The sequence below is a fragment of the Bradyrhizobium sp. WSM471 genome (assembly GCF_000244915.1).
Lineage (GTDB): Bacteria > Pseudomonadota > Alphaproteobacteria > Rhizobiales > Xanthobacteraceae > Bradyrhizobium.
Window position 1 is genome coordinate 6,258,639 of the sequence record NZ_CM001442.1, and the last position, 19,672, is coordinate 6,278,310.

30 protein-coding genes are annotated in these 19,672 nt (G+C 64.0%); 18 read left to right on the forward strand and 12 right to left on the reverse strand.

Annotation, left to right across the window (positions count from 1 at the left end; genetic code table 11):
* Positions 1-40 precede the first annotated feature (40 nt).
* Positions 41-553: a mismatch-specific DNA-glycosylase gene (locus BRA471DRAFT_RS28470; RefSeq protein WP_007613664.1), complete on the forward strand. Its 513-nt coding sequence runs from the start codon at positions 41-43 to the stop codon at positions 551-553.
* 164 nt (positions 554-717) lie between these two features.
* Here the strand turns inward: BRA471DRAFT_RS28470 and BRA471DRAFT_RS28475 are convergent, their stop codons facing one another.
* The gene (locus tag BRA471DRAFT_RS28475) at positions 718-1,155 is read right to left on the reverse strand and encodes a VOC family protein (protein WP_007613665.1); all 438 of its coding nucleotides are present in this window, start codon (positions 1,153-1,155) and stop codon (positions 718-720) included.
* Between the two features lie 268 nt (positions 1,156-1,423).
* Between BRA471DRAFT_RS28475 and BRA471DRAFT_RS28480 the strand changes: the two genes are divergently transcribed.
* Positions 1,424-2,074 carry a glutathione S-transferase family protein gene (locus BRA471DRAFT_RS28480; RefSeq protein ID WP_007613668.1) on the forward strand — a complete coding sequence of 217 codons (651 nt, stop codon included), beginning with the start codon at positions 1,424-1,426 and terminating at the stop codon, positions 2,072-2,074.
* Positions 2,075-2,142: 68 nt separating this feature from the next.
* A complete protein-coding gene (locus BRA471DRAFT_RS28485) occupies positions 2,143-2,838 on the forward strand; it encodes a glutathione S-transferase family protein (protein ID WP_007613670.1) in 696 nt (231 codons plus the stop codon).
* Positions 2,839-2,928: 90 nt separating this feature from the next.
* Here the strand turns inward: BRA471DRAFT_RS28485 and BRA471DRAFT_RS28490 are convergent, their stop codons facing one another.
* Positions 2,929-3,363, reverse strand: a complete 435-nt coding sequence (locus BRA471DRAFT_RS28490; RefSeq protein WP_007613671.1) for a hypothetical protein — start codon at positions 3,361-3,363, stop codon at positions 2,929-2,931.
* Between the two features lie 452 nt (positions 3,364-3,815).
* Between BRA471DRAFT_RS28490 and BRA471DRAFT_RS28495 the strand changes: the two genes are divergently transcribed.
* The 4 genes from BRA471DRAFT_RS28495 to BRA471DRAFT_RS28510 all read left to right on the forward strand — a co-directional run bounded on the left by BRA471DRAFT_RS28495 (position 3,816) and on the right by BRA471DRAFT_RS28510 (position 5,856).
* Positions 3,816-4,196 carry a RidA family protein gene (locus BRA471DRAFT_RS28495; protein WP_007613672.1) on the forward strand — a complete coding sequence of 127 codons (381 nt, stop codon included), beginning with the start codon at positions 3,816-3,818 and terminating at the stop codon, positions 4,194-4,196.
* A 159-nt stretch (positions 4,197-4,355) separates the two neighbouring features.
* Positions 4,356-4,616: a hypothetical protein gene (locus BRA471DRAFT_RS39155; protein ID WP_007613673.1), complete on the forward strand. Its 261-nt coding sequence runs from the start codon at positions 4,356-4,358 to the stop codon at positions 4,614-4,616.
* A 237-nt stretch (positions 4,617-4,853) separates the two neighbouring features.
* Entirely contained in the window at positions 4,854-5,105 is a 252-nt protein-coding gene (locus BRA471DRAFT_RS28505) for a hypothetical protein (RefSeq protein WP_007613674.1), read from the forward strand.
* A gap of 115 nt (positions 5,106-5,220) precedes the next feature.
* Entirely contained in the window at positions 5,221-5,856 is a 636-nt protein-coding gene (locus BRA471DRAFT_RS28510; RefSeq protein WP_007613675.1) for a hypothetical protein, read from the forward strand.
* A 73-nt stretch (positions 5,857-5,929) separates the two neighbouring features.
* On the opposite strand, the gene BRA471DRAFT_RS28515 is transcribed toward BRA471DRAFT_RS28510, so the two are convergent.
* Together BRA471DRAFT_RS28515 and BRA471DRAFT_RS28520 are read right to left on the reverse strand one after the other, a co-directional pair.
* Complete coding sequence (locus BRA471DRAFT_RS28515) at positions 5,930-6,472, reverse strand: transposase (RefSeq protein ID WP_007613677.1); 543 nt, start codon at positions 6,470-6,472, stop codon at positions 5,930-5,932.
* 61 nt (positions 6,473-6,533) lie between these two features.
* Positions 6,534-7,019 (reverse strand): molecular chaperone DnaJ, encoded by a 486-nt coding sequence (locus tag BRA471DRAFT_RS28520; protein WP_035974361.1) that lies wholly within the window; start codon positions 7,017-7,019, stop codon positions 6,534-6,536.
* Positions 7,020-7,130: 111 nt separating this feature from the next.
* Here BRA471DRAFT_RS28520 and BRA471DRAFT_RS28525 point away from each other — a divergent pair, with 111 nt between their 5' ends.
* Positions 7,131-7,898 carry an SDR family NAD(P)-dependent oxidoreductase gene (locus BRA471DRAFT_RS28525; RefSeq protein WP_007613680.1) on the forward strand — a complete coding sequence of 256 codons (768 nt, stop codon included), beginning with the start codon at positions 7,131-7,133 and terminating at the stop codon, positions 7,896-7,898.
* 221 nt (positions 7,899-8,119) lie between these two features.
* Complete coding sequence (locus tag BRA471DRAFT_RS28530; protein ID WP_018454141.1) at positions 8,120-8,368, forward strand: helix-turn-helix domain-containing protein; 249 nt, start codon at positions 8,120-8,122, stop codon at positions 8,366-8,368.
* Positions 8,369-8,377: 9 nt separating this feature from the next.
* Here the strand turns inward: BRA471DRAFT_RS28530 and BRA471DRAFT_RS28535 are convergent, their stop codons facing one another.
* Positions 8,378-8,659, reverse strand: a complete 282-nt coding sequence (locus BRA471DRAFT_RS28535; RefSeq protein ID WP_007613681.1) for a hypothetical protein — start codon at positions 8,657-8,659, stop codon at positions 8,378-8,380.
* A gap of 157 nt (positions 8,660-8,816) precedes the next feature.
* On the opposite strand from BRA471DRAFT_RS28535, the gene BRA471DRAFT_RS28540 reads away from it, so the two are divergent.
* Complete coding sequence (locus BRA471DRAFT_RS28540) at positions 8,817-9,332, forward strand: collagen-like protein (RefSeq protein WP_035974363.1); 516 nt, start codon at positions 8,817-8,819, stop codon at positions 9,330-9,332.
* A 9-nt stretch (positions 9,333-9,341) separates the two neighbouring features.
* Here BRA471DRAFT_RS28540 and BRA471DRAFT_RS28545 read toward each other — a convergent pair whose 3' ends face one another.
* Together BRA471DRAFT_RS28545 and BRA471DRAFT_RS28550 are read right to left on the reverse strand one after the other, a co-directional pair.
* Positions 9,342-9,557 carry a hypothetical protein gene (locus BRA471DRAFT_RS28545; RefSeq protein WP_007613682.1) on the reverse strand — a complete coding sequence of 72 codons (216 nt, stop codon included), beginning with the start codon at positions 9,555-9,557 and terminating at the stop codon, positions 9,342-9,344.
* Positions 9,558-9,653: 96 nt separating this feature from the next.
* Positions 9,654-9,920 carry a DUF2277 domain-containing protein gene (locus BRA471DRAFT_RS28550; protein WP_007613683.1) on the reverse strand — a complete coding sequence of 89 codons (267 nt, stop codon included), beginning with the start codon at positions 9,918-9,920 and terminating at the stop codon, positions 9,654-9,656.
* A 125-nt stretch (positions 9,921-10,045) separates the two neighbouring features.
* Between BRA471DRAFT_RS28550 and BRA471DRAFT_RS28555 the strand changes: the two genes are divergently transcribed.
* The 4 genes from BRA471DRAFT_RS28555 to BRA471DRAFT_RS28570 all read left to right on the forward strand — a co-directional run bounded on the left by BRA471DRAFT_RS28555 (position 10,046) and on the right by BRA471DRAFT_RS28570 (position 12,734).
* Complete coding sequence (locus BRA471DRAFT_RS28555; protein ID WP_007613684.1) at positions 10,046-11,137, forward strand: alpha/beta fold hydrolase; 1,092 nt, start codon at positions 10,046-10,048, stop codon at positions 11,135-11,137.
* A 144-nt stretch (positions 11,138-11,281) separates the two neighbouring features.
* Positions 11,282-11,626, forward strand: coding sequence for a hypothetical protein (locus BRA471DRAFT_RS28560; RefSeq protein ID WP_007613686.1), 345 nt, complete (start codon positions 11,282-11,284; stop codon positions 11,624-11,626).
* A gap of 41 nt (positions 11,627-11,667) precedes the next feature.
* Complete coding sequence (locus BRA471DRAFT_RS28565) at positions 11,668-12,081, forward strand: DoxX family protein (RefSeq protein ID WP_007613688.1); 414 nt, start codon at positions 11,668-11,670, stop codon at positions 12,079-12,081.
* A gap of 50 nt (positions 12,082-12,131) precedes the next feature.
* Positions 12,132-12,734 carry an MSMEG_1061 family FMN-dependent PPOX-type flavoprotein gene (locus BRA471DRAFT_RS28570; RefSeq protein WP_007613690.1) on the forward strand — a complete coding sequence of 201 codons (603 nt, stop codon included), beginning with the start codon at positions 12,132-12,134 and terminating at the stop codon, positions 12,732-12,734.
* A gap of 118 nt (positions 12,735-12,852) precedes the next feature.
* Here the strand turns inward: BRA471DRAFT_RS28570 and bfr are convergent, their stop codons facing one another.
* From bfr to BRA471DRAFT_RS28585, 3 genes are all read right to left on the reverse strand, one after another.
* Positions 12,853-13,341, reverse strand: a complete 489-nt coding sequence (bfr, locus tag BRA471DRAFT_RS28575) for a bacterioferritin (protein WP_007600720.1) — start codon at positions 13,339-13,341, stop codon at positions 12,853-12,855.
* A 132-nt stretch (positions 13,342-13,473) separates the two neighbouring features.
* Positions 13,474-13,746: a bacterioferritin-associated ferredoxin gene (locus tag BRA471DRAFT_RS28580; RefSeq protein WP_007613692.1), complete on the reverse strand. Its 273-nt coding sequence runs from the start codon at positions 13,744-13,746 to the stop codon at positions 13,474-13,476.
* A gap of 161 nt (positions 13,747-13,907) precedes the next feature.
* On the reverse strand, positions 13,908-14,207 hold the full coding sequence (locus BRA471DRAFT_RS28585; protein ID WP_007613693.1) for a hypothetical protein: 300 nt from the start codon (positions 14,205-14,207) through the stop codon (positions 13,908-13,910).
* 134 nt (positions 14,208-14,341) lie between these two features.
* Here BRA471DRAFT_RS28585 and BRA471DRAFT_RS28590 point away from each other — a divergent pair, with 134 nt between their 5' ends.
* Both BRA471DRAFT_RS28590 and BRA471DRAFT_RS28595 read left to right on the forward strand, forming a co-directional pair.
* A complete protein-coding gene (locus BRA471DRAFT_RS28590) occupies positions 14,342-14,686 on the forward strand; it encodes a hypothetical protein (RefSeq protein ID WP_007613694.1) in 345 nt (114 codons plus the stop codon).
* A 212-nt stretch (positions 14,687-14,898) separates the two neighbouring features.
* Positions 14,899-15,183: a hypothetical protein gene (locus tag BRA471DRAFT_RS28595; protein ID WP_007613695.1), complete on the forward strand. Its 285-nt coding sequence runs from the start codon at positions 14,899-14,901 to the stop codon at positions 15,181-15,183.
* Positions 15,184-15,271: 88 nt separating this feature from the next.
* Here the strand turns inward: BRA471DRAFT_RS28595 and BRA471DRAFT_RS28600 are convergent, their stop codons facing one another.
* Together BRA471DRAFT_RS28600 and ettA are read right to left on the reverse strand one after the other, a co-directional pair.
* Entirely contained in the window at positions 15,272-16,498 is a 1,227-nt protein-coding gene (locus tag BRA471DRAFT_RS28600; protein ID WP_007613697.1) for a lytic murein transglycosylase, read from the reverse strand.
* Between the two features lie 7 nt (positions 16,499-16,505).
* Positions 16,506-18,155 (reverse strand): energy-dependent translational throttle protein EttA, encoded by a 1,650-nt coding sequence (ettA, locus tag BRA471DRAFT_RS28605; RefSeq protein WP_007613699.1) that lies wholly within the window; start codon positions 18,153-18,155, stop codon positions 16,506-16,508.
* Positions 18,156-18,387: 232 nt separating this feature from the next.
* On the opposite strand from ettA, the gene BRA471DRAFT_RS28610 reads away from it, so the two are divergent.
* Complete coding sequence (locus tag BRA471DRAFT_RS28610; RefSeq protein ID WP_007613701.1) at positions 18,388-18,603, forward strand: hypothetical protein; 216 nt, start codon at positions 18,388-18,390, stop codon at positions 18,601-18,603.
* Between the two features lie 104 nt (positions 18,604-18,707).
* Positions 18,708-19,670: a D-2-hydroxyacid dehydrogenase family protein gene (locus tag BRA471DRAFT_RS28615; RefSeq protein WP_007613702.1), complete on the forward strand. Its 963-nt coding sequence runs from the start codon at positions 18,708-18,710 to the stop codon at positions 19,668-19,670.
* The last annotated feature ends 2 nt before the right edge of the window (positions 19,671-19,672 follow it).

Sequence of the window (19,672 nt, forward strand, 5' to 3'; positions counted from 1 at the left end):
ATCGCTCCGCTCATGCGGGCTACCGCCGTGGATAATTGACGTGCCCGCCCCTCACCGCCTCCCCGACCAGCTCCGCCCCAACCTCCGCCTCGTCTTCGTCGGCACCGCAGCCAGCACGCGCTCGGCCGAGCTCGGGCACTACTATGCCCATCCCGGCAACCGCTTCTGGCGCGCGATCCATGAGGCCGGGATCACGCCGCGGCGCTATCAGCCGGGCGAGTTCGCCGCGCTGATCGAACTCGGGATCGGCTTCACCGATCTGTCCAAGTCGGGCGCCGGGATGGATCACCAGATCGCGGCCGAGACGATCGACGTGCCCGGCTTCAGGGCCAAGATCGAGCGGTATCGCCCGAGGACGATTGCGTTCACGAGCAAGAAGGCGGCGAGCTTGTTTTACGGCAAGCCGTCGGCCGCGATTGTGTTGGGGCGGCAGCCGCGCGATGAGAGTTTACCCGAAATGTTCGTGCTGCCCTCGCCGTCCGGCGCGGCGTCCGGGCATTGGACGCTGGAGCCGTGGCGCGAGCTTGCGGTGTGGATCGCGGCAACGGAATAGTCGAGAGTGTCCCCGCTTTGGCCTGCTCGCGTGTCCCGGGCAAGCGAAGCGCAGACCCGGGACCCAGAAGCTCCGGCACGGATGCGGCATGGGCCCCGGCTCTGCAGCGCACCACGCCGCGAAGAGCGGCGCGATGCGCTGCGTCCGGGGCACGGGCACCTGCCTCACCCAGCATACGCCTTGTCCAAATCCGCAATCACGATCTTTCTCATTTGCATCATCGCCTGCATGACGCGGTTCGCCTTGCTGCGGTCGGGGTCGCCGAGGTAGCGGCCGAGCGCTGATGGGATCACCTGCCAGGAGAGCCCGAACTTGTCCTTGAGCCAGCCGCAGCGGGATTCTTCGCCGCCGTCGGCGGTGAGCTTGTCCCAGAAATAATCGACTTCCGCTTGCGTCTCCACGCTGATGAAGAACGACACCGCCTCGTTGAACTTGTATTGCGGCCCGCCATTGAGCGCGTTGAAGCGCTGGCCTTCGAGCTCGAACACCGCCATGAAGTCGCTGACCGTCTCAACCTTGGCGTTGGGGAACACCGATTTGTAGAAGGCGACGGCCTCCGGCACGTTGTTGTCGAACCAGAGAAACGGCGTGATGGAGGTCATGAATGGAAATCCTTTTGCCTCGGGCTGGATGCGCGGCAGGGTGCCCGGTGTTCCAAGGACGAGGCAGGGCGCAACGATCCGACAGTGGCGGCAGGATTTTCTTGTAGCCCGGATGAGCGACAGCGACATCCGGGGCCGGCAACTGCCCCGCATATCGCTATCGCTCATGCGGGCTACGGGGTCCACGAAAACGCATTAACCTGTCGGAATCCACTCATTCCATTCGTCCTCCGAACGCAAAACGCGATCAACCCCGAAGCCCCTCCCGATGCCCCCCACCATTACCGCCTTCGAAAGCTCGCCCGACCGCGGCAAGGGGCAAGCCCGCGACATGCGGGTGCGCTGGGCGCTGGAAGAGATCGGCCAGCCTTACGACGTTCGCCTCGTCTCGTTCGCAGCGATGAAAGAACCCGCCCATCTCGCGCTGCATCCGTTCGGGCAGATTCCGACCTATGAGGACGGCGACCTCGCCTTGTTCGAATCCGGCGCGATCGTGCTCCATATCGCCGAGCGCCATGCCGGACTGCTGCCGCTTGAGCCAAACGCCAGGAGCCGCGCGATCGCGTGGATGTTTGCCGCGCTGAGCACGCTGGAGCCGCCGATCGTCGAACTCGGGATGGCCATGCTGTTCGAGCGCGACAAGGGCTGGTACGCGGAGCGACTGCCGCTGCTGCAGGATCGCGTCCGTGTCAGGCTCGGTGAATTGTCCCGCCGCCTCGGCGATGCCGACTGGCTCGACGGTGCGTTCAGCGCCGGCGACCTCATGATGGTGACAGTGCTGCGCAGGTTGAACGCATCAGGCCTGCTGGATGAATATCCAGATATTGCCGCCTATGTCGCTCGCGGCGAAGCGCGGCCGGCTTTCAGGCGGGCATTCGAGGCGCAATTTGCGGTCTTTACGGCGGCATCGCATTCGTAGGCGCACTCTCCCCATTGCGTCCCCCGGGGCACACCTGCATGCTGCCCTCCAACGCAGAGGAGCGTCCCATGCTGACCCTCTACTCCTATCCAGACCTGTTCGGCGTCGCCGACAACAACGGCTACGGCCTCAAGGTCTATGCTTTCCTGAAGCTCGCGGGCGTGCCCTTCGTGCACGAGCATGTGTTCGATGCCTCCGCCGCGCCGCGCGGGCAGCTGCCCTATATCGTGGATGACGGCGAGACCATCGGCGACAGCGAGACCATCATCGCGCACGCGACCGCGAAATACCGCCTCACCATCGATGCCGCACTCACCGCGGAGCAGAAGCGGACCAACCACTTCGTCACGCGGATGCTCGACGATCTCTATTGGGTGATGTCGTATTCGCGCTGGAAGGACGAGCGCTATTATCCGGCATTCCGTGACGCCTTCATCGCGCAACATCCGCAGATCGACGCGGCAGGGTTCGAGAAGGCGAAGGCCTACAACGCGCAGCGCTATCACTACCAGGGCATCGGCCGCTACACGCCCGAGCAGGCCTACGCGCGGGGGCTCGCCGATCTGCAGGTGCTGGCGGAGATCGTGCCGACGACCGGCTTCGTGCACGGCGCGGCGTCGACTAGCATCGACGCCGGCATCTACGGCTTCATCGCCAACATTTTATTCTTTCCGATCCCGACGCCGCTGAAGGCCTTCGTCGATGCGCACGCCAATCTCGTCGCGCATTGCGAGCGGATTCACGCGGCGGTGAGGGGAACGTAGCCCGGATGAGCGACAGCGACATCCGGGGCTGAGGGTGACCCGCATGTCGCTGTCGCTCATGCGGGCTACGAATTGAGCTGATCGCCGTCCCTACCGCATCGTGATCGCAAGGCCGCTGAGATCCGCATTCGCCATCAGGCCGACTTGCGTGCCGGACAGCTCGAGCACGGCGCCCTTCTGGTTGCTCAGCACGATGGCGCGCGCGCCGCGGCCCACCGCGATGCCCGCACCGGCGGCGCCGTAGACGCCGGCGATGTCGGAGGGCCGGTTGATGTTGGACACGCGGCCGCGCAGCACGGTCTTGGAGCCGCCGAAGACGAGGCCGTAATCGAGACCGCCGGTCGAGAGCGAATAGGCCCGGCCACGGAAGTTCAGCACGCCGGAGCCGCCGGAGCCGCCGATGATCCAGCCCGCCTTGTAGATCGTCAGCACCACAGTGCCGCCATCGGCCAGCGCCGAGGTCGAGAGGCCGGCGAGCGCGGCAATGCCGACCAGCGCGGCGCGAAGAGTGGATGCGAACTTCATGAGGGTCTCCGGGGGCTATTCTTCAAGGAGGGCAACGAATCAGACGCAGCGAATGTATCCGATGCATCGCGGCGGCAACATGATGGGGGGCGGCTCTCAGGGCCAAGGTGCAGCAGCGCATTCAACTGTCATCGCCCGGTTTAACCGGGCGATCCAGTATTCCAGAGGGGCGATGGTGAACCGAGAAGCCGCGGCGTACTGGATGCCCCGGTCGGGCCGGGGCATGACGGCGGAGTTTGGCGCGACGAGACGCTCACCCGCCATCATGCCATTCTGCCCCTGTTTTGCCCGACGGAGCAAGCGATTATTTTGCTTTTCCCGAATCCAAAAGGAAAGCTCAATGATTCTCGCCGGATGTCTACTGTGCATGGGGTTGTTTTCGCGTTTTTTGTTGGAGGCGCCCCGACCTGCCGCTACGCTTGCGCGTCCAGCCGTCCATCCGAGGTGATCCCATGCCGATCCAGCATTTCGCACCCCCGCCGCACGTCAAGGCGCCGCCGCTTTCCTTTGCCACGCGCACCGGCGACCTCCTGTTCGTCTCCGGCATTCCCGGCTTCGACGCGAGCGGCGCGCTCCCTGATGGATTCGAGGCGCAGTTCGCCAACGTCGCCGTCAACATCAAGCGCGTGCTGGCGGAGGCCGGCGCCGAGATCCGCGATCTCGTCAAGGTCAACGTGCTGCTGACCCGCGCCTCCGACGTGGCCGCCATGAACGCGCTCTATGCCGGCGCCTTCGGCCCGCCGCCCTACCCCGCCCGCACCACCTGCGTGGTCCACGCACTGCCGGATCCGAAGATGCTGATCGAGATCGAGGCGGTGGCGTCGCTGGCCTAGGGGTAGACGAGTGATAGACAAGCGACAGTCAAGCGATAAGGCTCATCCGAACAGCCGACCAACGGCTGACATGTCCGTGAACGGTCGCCGCCCCGCTTGCCACCCGCACCATTTTGCCGCACCAGTTTCCGTCTCACGTTCCCCATCAGGAGATATTTCATGCGTCGCGTTCTCGCCCTCTGTGCCGTTGCCGGCATCGCCACCTCCGTGTTCGCCGTGCCGGCCTCCGCGGCGGTCGGCTATTACGTGATCCGCTGGGACAACACCGGCATCTGCCAGGTCTGGAACGAGGACCTCAAGTACAAGCCGTTCCAGTGGGGCGTGTCGACCTACAAGGTCGTCAGCAAGCCGCTCCCGACCTTCACGGCCGCCTCGGAGCTCCAGATCAAGCTGCGCGCTGAGCGCCGCTGCACGCTCTAGGCGTGAGGCAACAGACCGGATTTCAAAGGGCGGATCGCGCAAGCGGTCTGCCCTTTCTCTTTGGACGCGCCACTGATTTTTTCCGCCGAAATCACGCATTTTCCGCGCACCCGCTTTGAACCTGGCCAGCTGGCGGACCTACTCACATCTTGTCCGGGGCGCACCCCAAGCGTCCCGCGCCGCCCTCCCCATCATTGTCGGGAGGCGCATCACAACTTTCATTTCGAGGAGCTGATCATGCGTCGTATTTCCGTGCTGTGCGCTGCTGTGGGCCTTGCCGTCACCGCCTTCGTCGCCGCAAGCCCTGCCGAGGCCAGCTATCACCTGATCCGCTGGCAGGACACCGGCTTCTGCCAGATCTGGGACGAGGGCATCCCGACCACGCCGTGGCCCTCCGGCTATTCCCGCGTCAGCGCAACCGTGCCGACCCTTGGCGACGCGATCATGCTGAAGGATCACGCGTTGAAGAACGGCCACTGCACCTGGTAGGAATTCGATCGGCGGACGACAAGGTCCAGGCAAGGATGCGATGCCAGCATCCTTGCCTGCTTGTTTTTGCCTGCTTGTTTTTGCCCGCTCGTTTTTTCACCTTTGGAGCCAATCGATGCGCGCACCGGCGACAACAACCATTCTCGCCGCATCGCTCCTGCTCACCGCAACGGCGTACGCGCAGGCCCCGCAATCCTTTCGCGTGATCTCGCCGGTCTTCGGCCAGTTGGTCAGCTTCGCGATGCCTTCGAATTTTTCCGTGGTGTTCGAGAACACCAAGGGCGGCCACTACATCCGCGAGGCCGTGCTGAAGGGCGAGACGCCCGAACGCTGGACCGAGATGATCACCGTGACCGGCGAGAAGGGCATGACGCTCGCTCCAGGGTCATCGCCGGAGAAGTTCGCGGGCTCGATCGCAAGCGGTTTCAAATCCGCCTGCCCCGACAGCTTCGCGGCAAGGCCGCTCGGAGCCAGCAGGTTCGGCCGCTTCGAAGGTTTCGTCGCCGTGATCGGCTGCGGCCGCATCGACAGCGGCCCGACCCGGCACAGCGAGACCGCACTCCTGGTCACGCTCAAGGGCACGAGCGACTATTACACCGTCCAGTGGGCCGAGCGCGGCCCCGAAAGCGACGAGCCGCCGGTGAACGACGACCGCTGGCAAGCGCGTTTGCGTGCGCTCAGCCCGATCGAGCTCTGCCCCATTGTAGCAGGCGAAGCCGCGCCCTATCCAAGCTGCGTGAACAAGAGCTGAGGTCTCGACTCCAAGTCCGACGTCCGTAGCCCGGATGAGCGAAGCGATATCCGGGAATTCAACCTACGCCCGGTCAGCCTCCTTCGGCCCGCTCGCCGAAAGCAATCCCACTTTCGCCGGCATTGCCCGCCCAATCTTCCGAGAGCAATTCCGCCCGCACATATCGGTGAAAGGACGAATGCGGCCAATCGCAAACGCGCTGGACGTAGCGATGCTTGACGGGGTTGAAGTGAATGTAATCCACGTGGCGGGCGAAATCATCTTCGTCGCGAACTGTGTGCTCCCAGTAGCGTCGTTGCCACAGAGCCAATTCTCCATTGGAGTGGCGGGCCACGTCGATACCCGCATGCAGCAGTGCGGTGCTGAAATGCCCTTTGATCCTTCGCCAACGTCCCGCGAAATCGGCGTCATGCGGCGGGAGGTTCATGACGACATGCAGATGGTCCGGAAGGATCACGATCGCATCGACCTCAAACGGGCGCTCCCTGCGAGCGGCCCGAAAGGCATCGCGCAGGGCGCCAACATTTTCAATCAAAATGGTCGATCGGCGGTCGAAGAACGTTACAGTGAAAAAGTAGGTGCCGCCGGGAAGAAAATTTCTGCGATACAGAACCATGGGCTAGACCCGTCCCGGATGTCGCTTCGCTCATCCGGGCTACAGGATAGCACATGAGGTCTCACGCGTCCTTGTAGGCGCGAGGATGGATCAGGACATCACGTGCGGCGGCGAGGTCGATGAACGCTTGCGCGCTGCCGCCCTGGTCGGGGTGCATGCCCTTGGCGGCGCGGCGATAGGCCTGGTTGATGTCCTCGCAGGTGAGCTGCACCGCGAGCGGCAGGCCGAGCACCTTGCGGGCGCGATCCTCGCTGGACATTTTTTTCGGCGCAGCATTGCGGCGGCCGAAGCGCGGCGCGGTCAGATCGTGAACGACATCGAGCACCACGCCGAGACGGCGCCGGGCCGCCAACGTGACACTGTGATCATCATTGTCCACGGCCTGGCGCAGCACCGGAAGTGCCTGCTCGGCAGCCTGGCGCAGCATGGTGTCGGTGCTCATCCGCGCGATCTCGGTCACGAGGCGGCCCGCCTCGGCCCAATCGGCGCCTTGCGCCGACCGCAGGCGTTCGAGTGCGAGTTTCCAGGATTCAAGCCGTTCCATCATGCGCGCAACGTTTAGCAATCGAGACCAGTATGCCAAGGCCGCCGTTTCCGACCCCTTAATTTCGAGTTAGCGTTTCATGAAACTTCGAAAATAAATCGGGAGGAAATTGTCATGGCATTGCTCGCAAATCATATCGCCGTCATCACGGGCGCCGGTTCGGGCATCGGCCGGGCCATCGCGGCCGGCTACGCCCGCGAGGGCGCGCAGGTGGTGCTGCTCGACGTCAACGCCGACACGGCCGCGGAAGCAGCCGAGGGGATCCGCAAGTCCGGCGGCAAGGCCGAGAGCTTTGCGCTCGACGTGACCAAACGCGACGACTGCTTTGCGCTCGCCAAAGAGGTCGCCGACAAGGTCGGGCAGGTCTCGATCCTCGTCAACAATGCCGGCATCACCCGCCGCAACGCCTTCACCGCGGAGCCGGAGACGGTGGCGAAGGACTGGAACGACATCATCTCGCTCAACCTCAACGGCGTCTTCAACATGACGCAGGCGTTTCTCAGCCCCTTGCGAGCAGCCAAGGGCCGCATCGTCAATATCGGCTCGATCCAGTCCTTCGTGCATCTGCGCACGCCGAGCTCGGCGGCCTACACCACCTCGAAACACGGCGTGCTCGGCTTCACCAAGGCGCTCGCGGTCGAGCTCGGCAAGGAGGGCGTGCGCGTCAATGCGATCGGGCCGGGCTTCATCGAGACCAACATCAACGCCAATGTGCGCGCGACAAATCCGGCGCTGGTGCAGGCCTTCCTCGATCACACCCCGCTGGCGCGCACCGGCAAGCCCGAGGACATCGTGGGTCCCGCGATCTTCCTTGCGTCGGACATGTCGGCCTACGTCACAGGAACGATCGTGATGGTGGACGGCGGATACCGGACGGTGTGAGCGAGATGATGCCTTCTTAGTAACGCGGGGTATGCTCGTAGGAATATGCAATCCGTGCCAATCGCGGCGGTGCGGCGGCATTCCCAAGGTCAATTGGTGCGATCGCCTTCGGTTAATCTTTCGTTAACCAAACCCGCCCACCGTAGATCTACGGCTTGGGGGTCGTTTGTTCTCGATCCGCTTCCAAAGACGGAAGCGGGCGTTGATCGGGGAGTGTGTCGATGACCACTGTTCATGTCGCTGCGTCCGAACCGGGCGCGTATGTCCTTTCACCGAACCAGATCGTTCCGCTGCTGATCGGCGCGACCGTCGACGAGGTCGAGCGTGAGCTCGTGCTGCAGACGCTCGCCCGCTGCGACGGCAATCGCACGCGCGCCTCGCGCGTGCTCGGCCTCTCGGTGCGCACGCTGCGCAACAAGATCAGGCTCTACGCCGCCTCCGGCATCGAGGTGCCGGCCTATCACGACTAGCGCGCGACGTCAGTCTGCCTGCGACGCCTTGCGTGACGATGCGCTGCGCGACCAGCGGCGCAGCTCGTGCCGCAAATGTGCGCCGGCGAAGAGCGCAAGGGAGATGATCGCAACCGCCGCTGCGATCATCTCGATCGTGCGGAGCAGGAAGGCCGTCATGACCGCCCAGGTCGGCTGCGGCTCCTCGGCGAATGCGACTGGGACAATGTCAGGCACCAGCAGGTGAGCGAGGCCGAGCGCCGCCACAAGAATGACAGCGAACAGGCAAAAGACGTTCCACGCTGCGCGCATCGGTCGCCCCTCGCTGGGATTGTGGCCGCGCATAATCAATGACACGGCGCTCCGTGCCGTCGATTGATGTTGATCAAGCCCTACGCCATGCCCGGACCGAATTGCCGCTGTCGTCAAACGCCGCTAATTAGCTTGCTCCGGTCAAGGGAGCAGTGGCGTGGCAGACGAACAAAAACGGCAGGGACCTCAGGGACCGCGCGGACGGCAGGGCGAACCGGGGCGGCCGGGCCCGCAGGGTCATCCGGGCAAGCGGGGCCCCGACGGGGCGCGCGGCAAGCCGGGTCCGCAGGGCAAGCCGGGTCCGATCGGAAAGGCCGGACCGCTGGGCAAGCCCGGCCCGCAAGGCAAGCAGGGCGAAGCCGGCCCGCGCGGGGCGGCCGGTGCACAGGGACCTGCGGGACCCCAAGGGCCGGCGGGGCCGCAAGGCCGGCGTGGTGAAGCCGGGCCTCCGGGCCAACTCCCGTCAATCGAGCAGGTGCTGCCGTGGCTCGATCAGCTGTTCGACGCCTGGGACGAGCGCCGCCGCCAGCGCGAGCGTGAAGCCGCGGAGCGCGAGGCGCTGGAAGCCGCCGTGCAGGAGACTGACGAAATGCCCATCGATGACGAGGACGACGGCAGCGAAGGCGACGCTCACAGGAAAAAGAAGAAAAAGAAGAAGCACGGCAAGGAATGACAGACGAATCTATTTCGTCCCATTCTCGCGTCGCGGCAGCATGCCCATGCGCTCGAACTGCCAGCGCATGGCGCGGTACCAGAGATAGCCGACTGCTGCGCCGCACAAGGCCAGGATCACGACGCTCGCGCTCGAGAACGAGCCGCTCCACCACGTCATCCACGCTGTCCACAGCAGCGTGAAAACGATGGCACCTGCTTTCAGCGGAAGAAGGGGGCGGCTCATGGTCGTGCTCCGGGGTGTCAAAAGCCCGGCGAACATCATCGCGCGTTGCGACCGCTTTCACCGTGAGCCAGGTCACGGAACGGACCTTCGAGACGCCTAACCGAACCGCAGCCGCGAACGTTCCTTGGCCTTTTCCGCCTCGACCTCGCGGTCGCGTGCCGGGGCATGGGTGTGCAGTGATATCAGGAGTTTTCGCGCTGCCTTCGAGACCTCCGCCACCGCACGATCGAAGGCCTCCTCGTTGGCCTGCGAAGGCTTGTTGAAGCCGGACAGTTTGCGAACGAACTGGAGCGCGCTCGCGTGGATCTCATCCTCGGTCGCCTCCGGCTCGAAGTTGAACAGCGTCTTGATGTTGCGGCACATGCAGTCTCTCCTGACCTTTCCCTCGAGGACGACCGGCGAAAACGAAATCCTACATCCTTCCGGACAGTTCTGCTAAGTTCCGCCGCAACGCGGCCGCCGACCAGAGCCGCACGGGGGAAATAGACATGAAAGCTTCTTGCGCGGCGCTGTCAGCCATCCTGTTCTCCGTCTCGTTGGCGGCCATCTCGACATCCGCATGGGCGGCCGATTATCCGGCGCCGAAGCAGGGCGACTGGATTGCCAGGGATTTCAAGTTCCACACCGGCGAGACCATGCCGGAGCTGAAGCTGCACTACACCACCGTGGGTGAGCCGAGCGGCCAACCGGTCCTGGTGCTGCACGGCACCGGCGGCTCGGGCGCGAGCATGCTGTCATCAGCCTTTGCCGGCGAGCTGTTCGGCGCGGGGCAGCCACTCGATGCCTCCAAATATTACATCATCATCCCCGACAATATCGGTCATGGCAAATCGTCAAAACCGTCCGACGGGATGAAGATGAGCTTCCCGAAATACGATTACGAGGACATGGTCGAAGCCCAGTATCGCCTGGTGACGGAAGGGCTCGGGGTCAAGCACCTGCGGCTCATCATCGGCAATTCGATGGGCGGCATGCACACCTGGCTGTGGGGCGAGAAATACCCGATGGCGATGGACGCGCTGATCCCGATGGCCTCGCAGCCGACCGAAATGGCGTCACGCAACTGGATGCTGCGGCGGATCATGCTCGACACCATCCGCAGCGACCCCGACTACAACGGCGGCAATTACACCGGCCAGCCGCGCATGATGAAATACGCCATCACCGCCTACGGCATCGCGAGCATCGGTGGAACGCTGGCCTATCAATCGCAGGCGCCGACGGCGGCCAAGGCCGACAAGATCGTCGACGAGCGACTGGCCATGCCGATCGCGGCAGATGCCAACGACTTCGTCTACCAGTGGGAGTCCTCGCATGACTACAACGCCGGCGAGAAGCTGGAGGCCATCGAGGCGTCGCTGCTGCTGATCAATTCCGCCGACGACGAACGCAACCCGCCTGAGACCGGCATCACGGACGCTGCGATGACGCGGGTCAAGAACGGCAAGCTGTATCTCATCCCGGCAAGCACGGAGACGCGCGGCCACGGCACCACCGGGAACGCCAAATTTTACAGCGAGCAGGTCCGGCAGTTTCTGCAAGCCGCGCCGCAGCAAACGATCGAATCTGCGCGCCGCTGATTTTGCATCGCATCAAGGGCCATCTACCCGCATATTATTTGAGCATGCATTAGGCTGACGGCTCGGGCTTAATCGCATCGATATACGAATCGACGCGCGGGACAATCGCGCACCAATGGCACGACACGCGATGAGGAGAATCGCATGCACAGGCTCGTACTGTGCGTTTGGCTGGCCGCGCTGACAAGCGCCGCGTTCGCGTTCGACAACGGGCAATATGATCACGTCCCGCCCGACATCCGCGCCTGGTTCAAGAGCGTGATCGCACCGAACGGCGTACCCTGCTGCGACGTCTCCGACGGCCATCGCACCGAGTACGACGTGCGCAGCGGTGCCTATTGGGTGCCGATCGAGGGACAATGGATGGAGGTGCCCGAGCGCGCCGTCATCCGCGACCGCGGCAATCCGGTCGGCGAGGCCGTGGTGTGGTACGTCCATCACCGCGGCGCCATCATCATCAGTTGCTTCGTGCCGGCCGATGCGGTGTAGCGCGCGGTAGCGCCTCGGCGCCGCGCGTGCTAGTTCGGCCGATGGCTCCTGCGAACGACAGAACGCGCGCTGTGATGCGCCTTGTGCTGGCAGCGTTTTACATCGCGGCCGGCATCGCGCATCTCCTGGCCCCCGACAAGCTGCTTGCGATCACGCCGGCCTGGGTTCCGTTTGCAACACAGCTGATCCTCATCACTGGCGTATGCGAGATCGCGGGCGCGATTGCGCTGGTGACGAAGCCTCTGCGCTGGTGGGCGGGCGTTGCGCTCGCGCTCTATGCGCTTTGCGTGTGGCCGGCAAACATCAAGCATGCCCTGCAGGGCATCGACCTTCCACCCGTCCCCAACAGCTGGCTCTACCACGGACCGCGGCTGGCGCTGCAGCCAATCCTGATCTGGTGGGCTCTGTATTGCGCTGGCGTGATCGACTGGCCGTGGCGGCGACAAGGGGCATAGCGATCGGGCCGAGAGGTGATATTCTCAGGCATTCCACCAGGGAGACCTTCGTGACTGATCTTTGCGCCGAAGACCTCGCCACCATCTATGCCCAGCCGAGCCCGCGAGTGATCGCGAAAGCCCGCCCCGCAATCGATGCGCATGCGAAGAAATTCATCGAGATGTCGCCGTTCTGCGTGCTCGCGACATCGGGATCGGACGGCAGCGTCGATGCCTCACCACGCGGTGGCGGCGTTGGCTTCGTCCACGTCGCCGGCCCCAACCAGCTGCTGATGCCTGATCGCTCCGGCAACAACCGGATCGACAGTTTCCGGAACGTCGTCGAGGGCTCGGGCTTCGTGCATCTGCTGTTCTTCGTCCCCGGCATCGACGAGACGCTGCGCGTCGGCGGCCGCGGCACGCTGTCGGCCGATCCCGACCTGCTCGCCTCGATGGTGGAGTTTGGCAAGTCGCCGCGCGCGGTGCTGAACATCGCCGTCAGCGAAGTCTATTTCCACTGCGGCAAGGCCCTGATGCGCTCGAAGCTGTGGTCATCCGAGAAGGTGCCGCGCTCGGTGATGCCGAGCATCGTCGAGGTGGTCCACGAGCAGACCGGCCTTGGTGAGCCGCAGAGTCAGGACGTGGTGGAAGCGCTCTACAAGACGCAGCTATAGCCGGGCTTTCCGACCGCGCACGGCCGTCATGCCGTGGGCTTGTCCCGGGCATCCGGGTAGCACGTGGATGGCCGGGACAAGCCCGGCCATGACGAATGGAGAGTGCGGAGTTAGGGGCCTAATGTCCCTCGCCCTCGAGCCCGCCGACGTGCTTCTGGGTGTAGAGCTCGAGGCCGATGCGGCCGATCAGGTCGAGCTGGGTCTCGAGGAAGTCGATGTGGTGCTCCTCGTCGCTCATCAGCTTCTCGAACAGGTCGCGCGTGACGTAGTCCTTGACGCTATGACAGTAGGTCGCCGCTTCCTGGTAGAGCGCCCGCGCGCTCATCTCGGCGGCGAGATCGCACTCGATGATCTCCTTGACGTTCTGGCCGATACGCAAGGGATCGAGCACCTGCATGTTCGGGAAGCCGTCGAAGAACAGGATCCGCTCGGTGAGCTTGTCGGCGTGCTCCATCTCCTCGATGGACTCCTTGCGCCAGACCTTGGACATGTCCCGCAGGCCCCAATTGTCGAGGAAGCGGTAGTGCAGCCAGTACTGGTTGATCGCAGTCAGCTCGTGACGCAGTGCCTTGTTGAGATAGTCGATAACTTTTGCGTCGCCCTGCATGGTTCACTCCAGCTCTTGCAGTCCAAATCGGCCGTAAACCGAATTTAGAACGCTTCTAAATGAGTTTAAAGACTGGGACAACCGGCTACGGGGACGCAGCCGGGGAAAAGCTCAGCCAGGTTGCGGAAGATTTCAGCAGGCCGCGAGGGCAAACTCGGCCGGCTGGGCCGTCTCGTCATTGGCGGCCACACTGTGATTGTGCGGACAGCCGGAGCAGCAGGACGTGGCACAGGGGCCGAGCGCTTCGTCGATAATGGTCTTGATCGTCCGGGCGCAGCGGCCGCATTCGGCGCTACAGCCGAGACAGCCATAGACCTGCTTGGCGTGGCGCACGGCGTCGTCGGACTCGGCGACGGCGGCGCGGATGTCGTCATCGCTCAGCACGTTACAGGAACAAACGATCATGGAAGCGGCAGGCCCTTTGGTGATGCGCCATCATCGATATTTAAGGGGCCGGCCGGATGCAAAAGGAAAAAGCGGAATTTGAAGCTATTCCAAACTGGCCCCGTAAACAGCCTAGAACGGCTCTAAAATAGCGCTTTGCGCTGGATCAAGATGCGGTGGATCTAGTCGCCGCCGCCTCCTCCACCATCGCCGCCGCCCCCGCAATCTCCGCCACTACTGCCGCTATCGCTGCTGGAGCAGTTGCCGCCGTCGGCCGCGCTGCCGGAACTATCGCTGGAAAACCAGCTCCCCAACGAGAAGCCGTCGCTCGAGCCGGTGGCGGTCTCGCCACCGCTATTGCCGCCGGCCTCGGCGCGGGAGCGCCGCTGGCCGCGGTTCTGGAGATGGGTGATCCAGCCGTAGCCGATCGCGGAGACGATCCCGGCAGCGATCAATGCATTTATCATCGCGTTGCCCACCATCACCCTCCCCTGGCTGAGCTGCGGTCCATGTTAATTGGTCGCCCCTGGCAAAGGTGCCGTTCATTGATCATTCAAACGAAATATGGAACTTTACCCTCAAGAGTTCCCGCGTGTTTTGTTCGAAAGGTCTGCCAATGAAGAAGTCGCTCCTGGCAATCGCTGCCGTCGCCGCTGTGGCCCTTAGCGCCGCTACACCAGCCCAGGCGCAACGCGGCGTCGCCGCGGGCGTGGCGGCGGGGATCATCGGCGGCGCCATTGTCGGTGGGGCGCTGGCCTCTCCGTACTATTACGGGCCCGGCCCTGGCCCCGGCTACGCATATGGTCCCGGATATGGCCCCGGCTACTATCCGCCGCGCTACTATGCGCCGGGCCCGGGCTATGTCGCGGACGACTATTACGGCAACGGCTGCGTCTGGCAGAAGCAGCGCTTCTGGGACGGTTATGCCTGGCGCGTCCGCCGCGCCAGAGTCTGCGGCTGAAGTCGCTGCAAGCCGGTTCATTCCAGATGCGCCGTTCATCCAGGGGCCTGAAAAAGACCGCTTTTTCTCGTCACAGCTCCGTGTGCGTTTACCGCGGATTGACCATTTGCGCGCTTCCTAGCTGCAAGGCCAATTCCATCAGAGTCTGCGTGAACCTTTGAACCCCGGACGCTCCTAACAAGGAGCATCCATCTCTCAGGAGAGCCAAGAGTATGAAGAAGACTTTAGTTGCCGCCCTCACGGTTGCGACGATCGCCGGTTCGCTGGTGACCGCCACGCCGTCCGCCCAGGCCCATGACGGCGTCGGCGTCGGCATCGCAGCCGGCCTGATCGGCGGCGCGATCGTCGGCGGTGCCATCGCATCGAGCCGTCCCGCCTATGGTGGACCGGTTTACGTGGCCGAGCCCGGCCCGCCGCCCCCGCCCTGCTATTGGCAGCGCCAGCGCTACTGGGACGGCTACGGCTGGACCGTCCGCCCGGTTCGCGTTTGCTACTGATCTGATCGCATGGCGCTCATGAGCGCCGCGATCGAAGCCCGGCCGAGCACCTCGGCCGGGCTTTTTCTTTTAGCTGGCCCTGCAGCAGTTATCGCGTCGCCTGGATCGAGCGCAGCACCTCTTCGCTCGGCCAGCAATCGACCTTGAGCCCTGCCGACTTCTGGTAGGCGCCGAGCGCAGCGCGCGTCTGCATGCCGGCCTTGCCGTCTATCTTGTCCTTGTAGAATCCGACGCGTGTGAGCCCGCGCTGCATCGCCTCGACGTCCTTGGTTCGCAATTGCTTCGAGGCAGACCACGGCGTCGCGAACGGTTGCGGGCTCGTCATGCGGTCGGCGAGATGGCCGACGAACAGCACGTAGAGATCGGAGAAATTGTATTCCTTGATCACGAAGTAGTTCTTCGTGGTCAGGAAGGACGGGCCGTAGATGCCTTCCGGTTGCAGCAGCGAAGCCGGCTGTGCCTGCTCGGCGGCGGTGAGCTTTTGTCCGCGCACCGGCACAAAGCCTTCGCGCAGCCACTGGCCGATCGGCTTCGTCACCTCGGGCACGCCGACGGTGCAATCGACCTTGGCCGGTGCCTGCACCTCGTAAGCCCAGCGTACGCCGCTCTGCCAACCCTTGTTGACGAGCTGCTGGGCGGCGGATGCCAGCGCATCCGGCACCGAGTGCCAGATGTCGATGCGGCCGTCACGATCGAAATCGACGCCGTGCTTGTAATATTCGGACGGCAGGAATTGCGTGAGCCCGGTCGCGCCGGCCCAGGACGAGCGCATGTCCTTGCGTGTCACCACGCCGTCGCCGAGAATTTTGAGCGAGAGGATGAACTCGTTGCGATAGGTGTCCTTGCGGCGGCCCACATAGGCCTGCGTCGCCAGCACGCGGACGAGATCGTAAGGCAACGTATAACGGCCGTAGTCGGTCTCACGGCCCCAGATCGCCAGCATGACGGTGGCGGGCACGCCGGAGCTTTTCTCGATCTCGGTCAGGGCCTGACGATATTTTTGCAGCAGCCGCTGCCCCTCGCCCGCAAGCCGCGCGATCGAGGCCTCCCTGACATAGTCGGCCGGCACCTGCACGAACTCGGCCTGCGACGGCGCCCCGGTCGCGGGCCGCCCCGGCAGGATCAGATCGGGCAGCTTGTAATCAGGCTCGAGCCCACGCGTCTCTCGCTCGAACGTCGCGCGCGACACGCCGGCGGCCTCCGCCTCCGGCCAGAGCGAGGCGATGAACTGCGTGAAGGCGGCGTCGGCGGCGCGGGCGGGCGACAGGCCGCAGGTGATCATGATCACCGCAGCTACGAGCACTCGCCGCATCATGCTGAGATCACCGCGTCAGCTTCTTGTACTTCACCCGGTGCGGGATGATGCTGTCCTGGCCAAGCCGGCGCATCTTGTCCTTCTCGTAGTCCTGGAAGTTGCCCTCGAACCATTCGACATGGCTGTCGCCTTCGAAGGCCAGGATGTGGGTCGCGATGCGATCGAGGAACCAGCGATCATGGCTGATGATGACGGCGCAGCCGGCGAAATCTTCCAGAGCCTCTTCGAGCGCACGCAGTGTGTCGACGTCGAGGTCGTTGGTCGGCTCGTCGAGCAGCAGAACGTTGGCGCCGGATTTCAGCATTTTCGCAAGGTGCACGCGGTTGCGTTCACCGCCGGAGAGCGCGCCGACTTTCTTCTGCTGGTCGGCGCCCTTGAAGTTGAACGACGAACAATAGCCGCGTGAATTGACTTCCCTCTTGCCGAGCAGGATCAGCTCGTTGCCGCCGGAGATCTCCTCCCACACGTTCTTGCTGCCATCGAGTGCGTCGCGCGACTGGTCGACGTAACCGAGGTGAACGCTCTCGCCGACCGTGATGGTGCCCTTGTCCGGCTCTTCCTGCTTGGTGATCATCCTGAACAGCGTGGTCTTGCCGGCGCCGTTGGCGCCGATCACGCCGACGATACCGCCGGGCGGCAGCTTGAAAGTGAGATCCTCGATCAGCATGCGATCGCCGAAGCCTTTGCTGAGGCCTTCGAAATCGACCACGTTCTGACCTAGGCGCTCGGCCACTGGAATCGTGATCTGCGCGGTCTGTGTCTGCTTTTCGCTCGCCTGTTTCAACAGTTCGTCATAGCGCTGATAGCGCGCCTTGGATTTGGCCTGGCGGGCTTTCGGCGAGGACGCGATCCATTCCTGCTCGCGGGCCAGCGTCTTTTGATGCGCAGCGTCCTCGCGGCCCTCCTGCTCCAGCCGCTTCTGCTTCTGCTGCAGCCAGGACGAGTAATTGCCCTCGTAGGGGATGCCCTTGCCGCGATCGAGCTCAAGGATCCAGCTCGTGACGTTGTCGAGGAAGTAGCGGTCATGGGTGACGATCAGGATCGCGCCGGGATAGTTGCGCAGATGCCCTTCCAGCCACGACACCGACTCCGCATCGAGATGGTTGGTCGGCTCGTCCAGCAGCAGGAGCTCGGGCTGGTCGAGCAGCAGCTTGCACAGCGCGACGCGGCGGCGCTCACCGCCGGAGAGTTTCGACACGTCGGCATCGTCGGGCGGACAGCGCAGCGCGTCCATGGCCTGGTCGACCTTGCTGTCGAGATCCCAGAGGCCCTGGGCCTCGATCTCGTCCTGCAGCTTGGTCATCTCGTCGGCGGTCTCCTCGGAGTAGTTCATCGCCAGCTCGTTGTAGCGATCGAGGATGGCCTTCTGCTTGGCGACGCCCAGCATGACGTTCTCGCGCACGCTGAGTGCCGGATCGAGATGCGGCTCCTGCTCGAGATAGCCGACGCGGGCGCCCTGGGCGACCCAGGCCTCGCCGTTGTACTCCTTGTCGAGGCCAGCCATAATCTTGAGCAGCGTCGACTTGCCCGAGCCGTTGACACCGAGCACGCCGATCTTGGCGTCCGGATAGAACGACAGATGGATGTTATCGAGCACCTTCCGGGTCGGGTAGCTCTTGGTCAGGCCTTGCATGAAATAGATGAACTGGCGCGCCATCGGTCCCGAAAACCTTCGATTTGAGGAAATTTGCTTGCCGCCGATGTAGCGATCCCGCCCCCAAAGGGCAATGTTTTCCCTCCGTTCACCACGGATGAATACGGGACGGACACCATCCCGCCGTCGATCCGGACAATTGAAACCATCTTTTAATAAATCAGGCCAAAGCTCGGTTTCGCGCGGAAACAGCGCCACCCGCTCAGAATGAACGGGAGCACAGCGAGACAGCGTCATGGCCATGATCGAGACCAATTCCCTTCCCGTTCCGGTGGAAGCCGGCAGCGCCTCCGCGTTCGCCTCGGAGATCAAGGGCTTCTGGAAGCGCTTCTTCGCCACCGCTTTCAACCCCTACCGGCCCGAACTGCATTACATGCGCGGCCCCGGCCCCGCCTGGCGCGCCAAGCACGGCATGAATGCGCCGTTCCGGCTCAAGCCCCGCGACCTCTGAGCCTTTACCACCTGTCGGATTTTTGAAGACGCGAACGGCTTGCGCACGGTCCTGATTGCGCGCAACCATGGCCTGGTTCCACCTCTCGCCATGGATGAACGCTGATGACGCGGCTGCGCTGTGCAATTCTCGACGACTATTTCAACCTCGCCCTCGACCTCGCCGACTGGCAAAGCCTGTCCGACCGCATCGACGTCACCGTGTTCAGCCATCCCTTCGCCTCCGAGCAGGCTGCGGCGAGCGCGCTGGCCGATTTCGAGATCGTCTGCGCGATGCGCGAGCGCACCGCGTTCCCGAAGAGCCTGTTCGAGAGCCTGCCGAAGCTGAGGCTGCTGCTGACGTCAGGCATGCGCAACGCCTCGATCGACATGGAGGCCGCCAAGGCGCGGGGCGTCACGATCGGCGGCACGCAATATTCGCGCGATCCGACCGCGCCCCTCACCATGGGCCTGATCCTGGAACTGACCCGCGGCATCGGCCGTGAGAACGCGCGCATGCATGCGGGCGAGCCCTGGCAGGCCTTTGCCGGCGTCGAGATCGAGGGCTTGACGCTCGGCGTCGTCGGGCTCGGCAAGCTCGGCAGCAAGATGGCAGGCATTGCGAAGGCGTTCGGCATGAACGTGATCGCCTGGAGCCCGAATCTGACCCCGGAGAAGTGCGCGGCCGCCGGCGTCGGCTACGCCACCAAGGAGGAGCTGTTCGCCAAGGCCGATATCGTCAGCATCCATGTGGTGCTGAGCGAACGCTCCCGCGGGCTGATCGGGGCTGCCGACCTCGCGCGGATGAAACCGACGGCCTTCCTCGTCAACACCGCGCGCGGGCCGATCGTGGACGAGCAGGCGCTGCTCGAGGCGTTGCAGCAGAAGAGGATTGCAGGCGCCGGCATCGACGTCTTCTCGGTCGAGCCGCTGCCGACGAACCATCCGTTCCGCAAGCTCGACAATCTCGTGCTGACGCCGCATCTCGGCTACGCCACCGAGGACGGCTTGCGCATCCATTACGGCCAGATGGTCGAGGCGATCGACGCCTTCACCAAGGGCGGCGAGCTGCCGCGGAAGCTGGCCTGAAG